This is a genomic window from Enterovibrio calviensis DSM 14347, from assembly GCF_000621165.1.
Taxonomy (GTDB): domain Bacteria; phylum Pseudomonadota; class Gammaproteobacteria; order Enterobacterales; family Vibrionaceae; genus Enterovibrio; species Enterovibrio calviensis.
The window spans coordinates 67,564-77,172 of record NZ_JHZA01000022.1 but is presented as its reverse complement, the minus strand read 5'-3'; the positions used below and the strand labels follow the sequence as shown (position 1 = coordinate 77,172).

The window sequence follows — 9,609 nt, the reverse complement described above, 5'->3', positions numbered from 1 at the left end:
AAGCTCAACCATCTTGGGTCACTCAGTTCATTGATAAATCTTATGTCTATCAAGTACGAGTGCCCACACAGATTGTATAGGTCAAATTGTTAAAGAACGTTGACTCTAGAAGCGCTTGCTTCTCATCGTCAGGGCTGCGAATTCTACGCTGCCAGGCGATGAAGTCAAGAAGAAATTTTGAGATTTTTCAACGTTGCTTTCGCAACCTTCAAAACGTCTTGTTGACTCCCTTCAACCGCGATAAGCACTGGGCTTTTCCGTTGAAGCAGGCGGGCATTCTACTGATTGAGTCGTTAACGTCAAGCGTTTATTTTCAAACAAGTTTAAAGCCGTTTTCGCCGTACTGATTGGGTGAGTAACACTTGAATGATGTGCCGCTCTCCGTGTCAGTGAGGCGGCATTATAGAGAGCTTTGAGATCTTGGCAAGGGCTTTTTCGGAGTTTTCTACACAAAACGAGTCGTTCGAACAAATTTCACCCGAAACGCTGTTAAAATGCACCAAATCGTGCTGAAAACGCTTTTACACGCTCCCAGTTCGTGTACTCCACCTCTTTACTAGCGTCTGTTTCACCGCCAGTCATCTTCATAATGAACTGGATCATGACGCGATCAAAGAAGCGGTAACGCGGGTAATACAACGCGCCAGCAAAAACATCCATAAGCTCTGGCTGCCAAGGAGAGAGTTTCAGAAACTTCTGCACATATACACTGCCTTCAGGCGTATCTTTACCAGGTTTACGTGCCGTGAGGTTCACACAGAAAAATGCAACTTTCCCCGCTTTCAGCTCAGAAAGGTTCTTTTCTATGAATTGGTATAGTTTCTTATTCAGATGTCCATATCGAACAGACGCACCAATGATGACTTTGTCATATAGCGTAAAGTCGACCTTTGGGGTCTCATGCAAGTCCACCAGTTCACACTGGTATATCTCCGCTAATTCTTTCTCAATAAAACGCAGGATTTTTACGGTCTGTCCTTCACGGCTAGAGTAAAGAAGAAGAGCCTTTTTCATAGTCATACCTATTGCGTGCTAACAATCCTGTTAGCTTCGCCAAAATGTGGGAGTAAAGAGGACAAGCAATGTGAATATCTCTAGTCGACCAAAGAGCATGGAAAGAATCAGCACCCATTTGGCACTGCTGTTCACATCACCAAAGTGAACAGCCACTTCCCCAAGGCCTGGACCAAGGTTGTTCAAGGTTGCTGCTACGGCAGAAAATGCAGTCAATTCATCCATGCCTGTTGCGATGAGTGCAAGCATACAAAGGACAAACACCAACGCGTATGCAGAGAAAAACCCCCATACCGCATCAACCACCTGCTGTGGTAGTGCTTTATTACCCACTTTGATGGTGTATACCGCTCGCGGGTGAACAAGGCGTTTCAATTCGCGAGAACCTTGAAGTGACAGCAGTAAGATGCGAATCACCTTCATCCCGCCACCCGTCGATCCTGCACACCCTCCTATAAAGGAAGAGAAAAGAAGCAAAACAGGTAAGAACAACGGCCATTCAGAGAAACTCGTCGTGGTATAGCCTGCTGTTGTCGATATAGATACGGTTTGGAACAGTGCTTGGTTGAAAGCTTCAAATTCTGAGTCATACGTGCCGTGGTCTAACAGCATGCCGAATACGATCGCCAGAAGAATAATTTGAATAACAATGAAGGCGCGAAACTCAGGATCTTTAAAGTAGAAACCCGGATGGAGCTTTCCACTCGCAAACGCAGCAAAGTGCAGCGAGAAGTTACACGCTGATATAAAGAGGAAGAAAACGGTGATGAAGTTAATCGCTGGGCTATTGAAATAACCAATGCTGGCATCATGGGTTGAAAACCCGCCAATCGCGACCGTTGAGAAACTGTGGCTTATCGCATCAAACACCGACATCCCCGCCACCCAATAAGCAGCCGCGCAAGACACCGTCAGTGCAAGATAGATATACCAAAGCGCTTTGGCCGTTTCCGCGATTCGCGGCGTCATCTTGCTATCTTTTACTGGCCCAGGAATTTCAGCACGATAGAGCTGCATACCACCGATACCCAATACAGGCAGAATGGCGACAGCCAACACAATGATCCCCATGCCGCCGAACCACTGCAGAAGTTGGCGATAAAATAGAACAGCTTTCGGCAAGTCATCTAGCCCAACAATAACGGTTGCCCCAGTTGTCGTCAGGCCAGAAAAGGATTCAAAAAAGGCATCAGTCACTGACATATTGGGCTGTTCAGAGAGCATAAATGGTATTGAGCCCGCGCTTCCGATAACGGTCCAAAATAAAACAACGATCAGGAAGCCATCTCGCGCTTTGAGCTCATGCCGATATTGCCGGTTCGGAAACCACAGAGAACCGCCACCAGCAAGCAAAAGGAAGAAGGTTAGAACGAAAGGAAAACCTTCACCATCACGATAAATGAAAGCCACCACTGCTGGAGCCAGCATGGTGATACTAAATAGTGCCAGGAGAAGCCCGACGATACGGATAATTGAACGAAACTGCATAGCCTAAGAGGGCTCAATCCTTGTCTTCAGGTGAAAGCCTGAATCATAAGTTATCATTTAGCCCGGCCACACTTACCTGACCGCGAGTACGGTTTACAATTTCACTCGCCATCTGATCGGCACTCCGTGCATCCACTTCCACTGTCATCAACACATTATGGCTGAATTCAGTATTAACCTGAACCGCACTATGGGATGCCAATATAGATTCTATCAAGGCAATGTGAGGGTATTCACAGCTTAGTGTGAACTGGACCGTAATTGCCTTTTCAATTGTTGTCAGTTTGGTGAGCGCTTGTTGAACCCCGCCACCATAAGCTTTGACCAACCCACCCGTTCCGAGTCGGATGCCACCATAGTAGCGTGTTACGACCGCAGTGAGCTCTCCAACACCCGAACCTGTGAGCTGAGCCAGAATAGGTTTACCTGCCGTGCCTGATGGTTCGCCATCATCACTAAAACCCCAGCTCATTGAATCCTCTGGGCGACCTGCCACAAACGCCCAGCAGTTATGACGAGCATCGTGATGCTTCGCTTTTATCTCTGCGACAAAGGATTTTGCACTTTCTATACTCGGCGTGTGTGCCAAATAAGTAATAAAGCGGCTTTTTTTTATTTCCTCTTCTGACACCACATCGATGACAGGGATCAGATAAGGGGCGATATTCATTTCAAAGACCTATGATTGAAAAGGCGCCGGATATTAGCACAGTAAGTGTTCCATATGGAGATCGGCTTTTGTCCGCCAGCATACCCTCTCACGCTAGATGAGAAGTAGATCAAACACAGAATTCAAACAATCGTTTAACATTTTGTTTGCCTTTTCGGTTGGTGCGGCTCAGACTAGTGAAAGCTGGTCTTACCAGATCGAAACCCTACTTAACGGTAAACCAAATACCAGACGCAGAGCTGGCAATACGGAGATAGAACATGATTTACCAAGGTGACACTCTGTCCGTACGCTATCTGGAAGATGGCCTTGCGGAACTTAACCTCGACGCACCAGGTTCCGTCAATAAATTCGATCGTGCAACGCTCAAAAGCTTGGCAGAAGCACTCGACGCACTCGAATTAAAAACTGATATTCGCGCACTGCTGCTCACATCAGCGAAATCAACATTCGTTGTCGGTGCAGATATCACTGAGTTTCTGGATATGTTTTCGAGCCCAGAAGAAGAGCTAGCTCAGTGGATTGCCGATGCGAACGCTGTTTTCTCTCGCATTGAAGACCTCCCATTCCCGACTATTTCCGTCATCTCTGGTTTCGCACTTGGTGGTGGTTGTGAATGCATCCTCTCCACAGACTTTAGAATCGCCGATACCACCGCGCGTATCGGTTTACCGGAAACCAAGCTAGGCATTATCCCCGGATTTGGCGGGACCGTTCGCATGCCACGTCTGATTGGCGCGGATACTGCGATGGAGCTAATTACAGCAGGTAAAGAAAGCAAAGCTGAGGCCGCATTGAAACTTGGCCTTGTCGATGCCGTCACTGCACCAGACGACCTACGCGATGCTGCACTTGCCCTTGCTCAACAAGCGATTGATGGCAAATTGAATTGGCAGCAGCGTCGTTCACAGAAAAAAGCGCCGCTTCAACTCAACAAAATGGAAGCAACCATGAGCTTCACCATGGCCAAAGGCATGGTAGCGCAAGTGGCAGGCAAGCACTATCCAGCACCTATGGCAGCGGTCATCGCCATTGAAGAGGCGTCTCGCTCACATCGCGACGAAGCACTGCTGATTGAAAGTAAGCATTTCGTCAAACTCGTTAAAGGCCCCGTCACTCAAGCATTGGTTGGCCTGTTCCTTAACGATCAGTACCTAAAATCCAAAGCGAAGAAGGCTGCGAAAGAAGGCAAAGACACCCTACATGCAGCCGTATTAGGTGCTGGCATCATGGGTGGTGGCATTGCTTACCAATCCGCAAGCCGTGGCGTGCCCGTTTTGATGAAAGACATCAGCCAAGCGTCATTAGAAATGGGCATGAAAGAAGCGTCTAAATTACTCAACAAGCAACTCGAACGCGGGCGTATCAAAGGCGCCAAGATGGCCGAAGTACTAGCCTCTATTACGCCTAGCTTACATTACGCAGGCATCGAACAAGCCGATGTGATTGTTGAAGCCGTCGTAGAGAATCCAAAAATCAAAGCCGCTGTCTTGAGCGAGGTCGAAGGCTTGATCAGCGAAGATGCTGTTCTAACGTCTAACACCTCCACCATTCCTATCGATTTACTGGCCAAATCGCTCAAGCGCCCAGAAAACTTCTGTGGCATGCACTTCTTCAACCCAGTGCATCGCATGCCATTGGTTGAAGTGATTCGCGGTAAAGATACTTCAGACGAAACGATCTCTCGCGTCGTCGCTTACGCAGCCAAAATGGGCAAAAGCCCTGTGGTCGTGAATGATTGCCCGGGCTTCTTCGTCAACCGAGTTCTGTTCCCGTATTTCGCAGGCTTTAGCTTATTACTGCGTGATGGCGCTGACTTCACCAAGATAGATAAAGTGATGGAGAAGAAATTCGGCTGGCCGATGGGCCCAGCCTACCTGCTTGATGTTGTCGGTATTGATACGGCTCATCACGCACAAGCTGTCATGGCCGAAGGTTTCCCAACTCGCATGGCAAAAGACTATCGCGATGGCGTTGACGTGATGTTCGAGCAGAATCGTTACGGTCAAAAAAACGGTGTGGGTTTCTATAAATACTCGATTGACCGAAAAGGTAAGCCTAAAAAAGACGTCGATGCCGATGTCGCGCCGCTTCTCTCATCAGTGGTTGGCAGCGACACAAGCTTCAGCGACGAAGAGATCATCAACCGCATGATGGTACCGATGATCAACGAAGTGGTTCGCTGTTTAGAAGAAGGCATCATCGCCACACCTCAAGAAGCAGATATGGCGCTGGTATATGGCCTTGGCTTCCCTCCATTCCGTGGTGGCGTGTTCCGCTACCTAGACACCCTTGGGCTACAAAACTACGTTGCGATCGCAGATAAACTGGCCAACCTTGGCCCAGCCTACGAAGTTCCACAAGGCCTTCGCGAGAAAGCAACGAAAGGCGAAGGGTATTTCGATGCCCAACGACAGTCAGCCTAACCAACACGGATATAGATTAAGAGGGAAAAACCATGAAAAACGTTGTGATTGTCGATTGTATTCGAACCCCAATGGGCCGATCCAAAGGCGGTGCTTTCCGCAATGTTCGCGCCGAAGATTTATCGGCTCATTTGATGCGTTCACTATTAGTACGTAATCCGCAGCTCGATCCTACAGACATTGAAGATATCTATTGGGGTTGTGTGCAGCAAACCCTCGAGCAAGGTTTCAATATTGCTCGTAACGCAGCCCTACTGGCTGGTATTCCTCATTCAGTAGCCGCAACCACGGTGAATCGTTTGTGTGGTTCGTCGATGCAGGCATTGCATGATGCAACACGCGCCATCAAAGTGGGTGATGCAGATGTTTGCTTGATTGGTGGTGTAGAGCACATGGGCCATGTGCCTATGACCCACGGTGTCGATTTCCACCCTGGCATGTCAAAGTCCGTCGCAAAAGCTGCGGGCATGATGGGCTTAACCGCAGAGATGCTCGGGCGCATTCACGGGATTAGCCGTGAGCAGCAAGACGAGTTTGCAGCACGCTCTCATCGACGCGCTTATGCCGCCACACTCGAAGGTCGATTCAAAAACGAAATAATGCCAACCGAAGGTCATGATGGAAAAGGTGGATTGATACTGGTAGAGAATGACGAAGTGATTCGTCCGGAAACCACGGTTGAAACCTTGTCAGGTTTACGTCCTGTGTTTGATCCCGCCAATGGCACGGTCACTGCAGGTACCTCGTCCGCCCTGTCAGATGGCGCATCAGCCATGCTCGTGATGAGCGAAGACAAAGCCAAAGCCTTAGGGCTACCGATTCGCGCGCGTATCCGCTCGATGGCGGTAGCAGGTTGCGACCCATCGATCATGGGGTACGGCCCGGTACCAGCAAGCCAGAAAGCACTTAAGCGTGCGGGCGTCACCATTGACGACATTGGTATGGTTGAACTCAATGAAGCCTTTGCCGCGCAATCATTGCCATGTGCCAAAGACCTTGGTCTCTTGGATAAAGTCGATGAGAAAGTGAACCTCAATGGCGGTGCCATCGCACTCGGTCACCCGCTTGGCTGCTCAGGGGCACGTATATCGACTACGCTTATCAATCTGATGGAACACAATGATGTCGAATTGGGCCTAGCGACCATGTGTATCGGTTTGGGTCAGGGTATTGCGACCGTTTTCGAACGCGTCTAATTCCGCTGCTCTCCTAACCTTATCAAGCCGGGCTCATTGCCCGGCTTTTTCCATTTTACCCGTCAGCGACAATTCATGCGTAAACTGCATAGATAAAATGAGTTAGTTTCATTATTTTCATAACCCGTTTAGTTCTACACTGTACACATATTGATAAACATCTATTTTTCTTCCCCTTTCCGGAGGACGCGCCATGTTCAAAGCTCTAGTGCTCGATCAAGCAGACAAAATCACCACTTCAAGCATTCAAGAATTGGAAATCAGCCAATTGCCTGAAGGCGACGTATTGATCGACGTTGATTACTCATCATTGAATTACAAAGATGGCCTCGCGATCACCGGCAAAGGCCGCATCGTTCGTGATTTCCCAATGGTTCCAGGTATCGACCTTGCAGGCACCGTTGTTGAATCAACAGACTCACGTTACACAACAGGCCAGAAGGTTGTACTGACAGGCTGGGGCGTGGGTGAAGGTCATTGGGGTGGCATGGCACAAAAAGCGCGTCTGAAAGCGGATTGGCTCGTTCCACTGCCAGAAGCTCTTTCTGGCGACCAAGCGATGAAAATTGGCACCGCAGGCCTAACAGCAATGCTATGTGTGCAAGCACTTCAAGATGCAGGCATTACACCAGAGAAAGGTGAAATCCTTGTCACTGGTGCAAGTGGTGGTGTTGGTTCAGTCGCCGTGACGCTGTTGGCGAAGTTGGGTTACCAAGTGGTTGCCGTTACTGGTCGTGCAAGCGAAAACGGTGAATGGCTGAAAGCACTGGGCGCATCACGCATTGTAGAGCGTAGCGAGTTTGATGACGCAGGTCGCCCACTAGAGAAACAACTTTGGGCGGGCGCTGTTGATACCGTTGGTAGCAAAATGCTTGCACGCGTATTGGCACAAACCGATTACGACGGCGCAGTGGCAGCTTGTGGTCTAGCCGGTGGTTTTGACTTACCAACCACCGTAATGCCTTTCATTCTGCGCGGCGTGAAGCTGCTGGGTGTTGATTCTGTTTACGCACCGTTCGAGCGTCGTCAGCAAGCATGGAAACGTATCTCTGAGATCCTACCCGCTAGCTACTTCGAACATGGTTGTTCTGAAATTAGTTTGGAAGAAGTTGCAGGCGCGGCGGAAGCAATCACTAACGGTCAAATTAAAGGCCGAGTGCTGATCAAGCTTTAACACAGCCGCCAATTCGCAAAAAACGGAGCCTAGTGCTCCGTTTTTTATTGTCTTTTCAGACTAGCCCCATGTCCTTGATACGACCTGAAATCAACTTCCCGCACTCTTCTTTGATCAAATTTCGAAGCCAAATTTGCGCCGCGGAATGGTCGGTTCTCGGGTGCCAAATCAACGAGTAGTCAAAAGGCTTAAACGCAAACGGCAATGGCTTGCTGATTAAGTCATACTTTTCACCCACCAGATACGCGAGATCGGCCGGCACTGTGATAATCAACGGCAAACTGTCCAACATCGCAATTGCCGCTTCAAGATGATAGGCACGAAGGGCAAGCTTAGGCGCAGAATAGCCACGCAGCGCACCATCGATAAGAGCTTTAACACCATCACTGATGGCAATGACCGCATGGGGATACGCCAAGTAATCATCCAACGTGAGCGTTTTGTCCGCCAAGGGATGATTCTTACCCACCAAACAAAGCACACTCACCAACCCCAAGATATCAGACTGCAAGGAATCGACTTGTCCTGTTGGCCGACAAATCGCCAGATCGCAGCCCTCGCTCGTTAGCTGGCGCATCAACTGATCGTGCTGGAGTGGCGCGAACTCCAGTGATAGCCCAGGCGCTTCTTCGTAGATACGAGGTAATGCAAATGGCAAAATCGTCTGCATTGCATAATCAGTGGTCGCGATTTTAAACTTTTGAGTGCATTTGGCGGGGTCAAACTCTTCGGGAGACAATACCGTTCGCAACGCATCCAACGGTGCCGTTAGGGATTGATTGAGCTCAAGCGCTTTCTGAGTTGGAATTAGCTGCTGACCATGGCGAGTAAACAGAGGATCATCGGTTAGGATTCTCAATCGACCAAGAACACGGCTCATGGCAGACTGACTCAAGTTAAGGCGAATAGCAGCCTTACTGACACTTCCCTCTTCCAGCAATACGCGCAAGGCAATCAATAGATTTAGATCGCGGCGATAGATGTCTTCGAGTTCCATAATTGGCCTAACAAATGGTAAGTTCGGCTAGTATACTTGACGTTAGATTCGAAGCGGCAACTGTCATTACAATTCGCTCGGACTCCAAGTTAACAAATACACCGTATCGACGTTTTATTTACATGTGCTATATCGATTTTCGACTCAAATAACAGGCAAAAAAAATCCCGCATATTAGCGGGGAAGCCCAAGAAACTGGGTGTGAGTGTAGTCGATGAGTGAGTTAGCCTGCTGCATCACTTTGTTTGGTTCGACCAAACACTGCGGTTAACAACATGTTAAATAAACTACACAATTAATTTACAAATCCAAGCCCTCTTGATTATTTGGTCTTCATAAATATGATCGGGCTTATATTTTTTATGTGATAGATGAAAATGAACCCAGAATTTGGAAATCCGGATCACCTTTTAGACGCTGAAGGTCTGCGCTGTCCTGAGCCGGTGATGATGGTAAGAAAAACAATCCGCAACATGTCAGAGGGTGAAACGTTGCTCGTGACCGCTGATGACCCATCGACAACACGAGATATTCCAAGTTTTTGCCGTTTTATGGATCACACGCTGATTGCGCAAGATTCAAATGCTGCGCCTTATCGTTTCTTGATCCGAAAGGGTTTGTAGCCGTCTACACGCAATAAAAAA

8 protein-coding genes are annotated in these 9,609 nt (G+C 48.6%); 4 read left to right on the top strand and 4 right to left on the bottom strand.

From position 1 onward, the window contains the following. Positions 1 to 489: 489 nt before the first annotated feature. The 3 genes from hemG to Q365_RS0116915 are packed head-to-tail and all read right to left on the bottom strand — an operon-like array spanning position 490 to position 3,172. The gene (gene hemG, locus Q365_RS0116925; protein ID WP_028024459.1) at positions 490 to 1,014 is read right to left on the bottom strand and encodes a menaquinone-dependent protoporphyrinogen IX dehydrogenase; all 525 of its coding nucleotides are present in this window, start codon (positions 1,012 to 1,014) and stop codon (positions 490 to 492) included. A 30-nt stretch (positions 1,015 to 1,044) separates the two neighbouring features. Then, on the bottom strand, positions 1,045 to 2,502 hold the full coding sequence (locus Q365_RS0116920) for a TrkH family potassium uptake protein (protein ID WP_028024458.1): 1,458 nt from the start codon (positions 2,500 to 2,502) through the stop codon (positions 1,045 to 1,047). A 43-nt stretch (positions 2,503 to 2,545) separates the two neighbouring features. Beyond that, positions 2,546 to 3,172: a YigZ family protein gene (locus Q365_RS0116915; RefSeq protein WP_028024457.1), complete on the bottom strand. Its 627-nt coding sequence runs from the start codon at positions 3,170 to 3,172 to the stop codon at positions 2,546 to 2,548. A gap of 260 nt (positions 3,173 to 3,432) precedes the next feature. On the opposite strand from Q365_RS0116915, the gene fadB reads away from it, so the two are divergent. The 3 genes from fadB (at position 3,433) to acuI (ending at position 7,968) form a co-directional block, all read left to right on the top strand. Beyond that, positions 3,433 to 5,598 (top strand): fatty acid oxidation complex subunit alpha FadB, encoded by a 2,166-nt coding sequence (fadB, locus tag Q365_RS0116910; RefSeq protein WP_028024456.1) that lies wholly within the window; start codon positions 3,433 to 3,435, stop codon positions 5,596 to 5,598. Positions 5,599 to 5,630: 32 nt separating this feature from the next. Continuing rightward, the gene (gene fadA, locus Q365_RS0116905) at positions 5,631 to 6,794 is read left to right on the top strand and encodes an acetyl-CoA C-acyltransferase FadA (protein ID WP_028024455.1); all 1,164 of its coding nucleotides are present in this window, start codon (positions 5,631 to 5,633) and stop codon (positions 6,792 to 6,794) included. A 193-nt stretch (positions 6,795 to 6,987) separates the two neighbouring features. Further along, positions 6,988 to 7,968, top strand: coding sequence for an acrylyl-CoA reductase (NADPH) (acuI, locus tag Q365_RS0116900; protein ID WP_028024454.1), 981 nt, complete (start codon positions 6,988 to 6,990; stop codon positions 7,966 to 7,968). Between the two features lie 55 nt (positions 7,969 to 8,023). Here acuI and Q365_RS0116895 read toward each other — a convergent pair whose 3' ends face one another. Beyond that, positions 8,024 to 8,965, bottom strand: a complete 942-nt coding sequence (locus Q365_RS0116895) for a LysR family transcriptional regulator (RefSeq protein WP_028024453.1) — start codon at positions 8,963 to 8,965, stop codon at positions 8,024 to 8,026. A 377-nt stretch (positions 8,966 to 9,342) separates the two neighbouring features. Between Q365_RS0116895 and tusA the strand changes: the two genes are divergently transcribed. Beyond that, positions 9,343 to 9,588 carry a sulfurtransferase TusA gene (tusA, locus tag Q365_RS0116890; protein ID WP_028024452.1) on the top strand — a complete coding sequence of 82 codons (246 nt, stop codon included), beginning with the start codon at positions 9,343 to 9,345 and terminating at the stop codon, positions 9,586 to 9,588. The last annotated feature ends 21 nt before the right edge of the window (positions 9,589 to 9,609 follow it).

Excerpts from the sequence above, each read along its gene's own strand:
- hemG (WP_028024459.1), bottom strand. The coding sequence starts at position 1,014 with ATGAAAAAGGCTCTTCTTCTTTACTCTAGCCGTGAAGGACAGACCGTA.
- Q365_RS0116920 (WP_028024458.1), bottom strand. The coding sequence starts at position 2,502 with ATGCAGTTTCGTTCAATTATCCGTATCGTCGGGCTTCTCCTGGCACTA.
- Q365_RS0116915 (WP_028024457.1), bottom strand. The coding sequence starts at position 3,172 with ATGAATATCGCCCCTTATCTGATCCCTGTCATCGATGTGGTGTCAGAA.
- fadB (WP_028024456.1), top strand. The coding sequence starts at position 3,433 with ATGATTTACCAAGGTGACACTCTGTCCGTACGCTATCTGGAAGATGGC.
- fadA (WP_028024455.1), top strand. The coding sequence starts at position 5,631 with ATGAAAAACGTTGTGATTGTCGATTGTATTCGAACCCCAATGGGCCGA.
- acuI (WP_028024454.1), top strand. The coding sequence starts at position 6,988 with ATGTTCAAAGCTCTAGTGCTCGATCAAGCAGACAAAATCACCACTTCA.
- Q365_RS0116895 (WP_028024453.1), bottom strand. The coding sequence starts at position 8,965 with ATGGAACTCGAAGACATCTATCGCCGCGATCTAAATCTATTGATTGCC.
- tusA (WP_028024452.1), top strand. The coding sequence starts at position 9,343 with ATGAACCCAGAATTTGGAAATCCGGATCACCTTTTAGACGCTGAAGGT.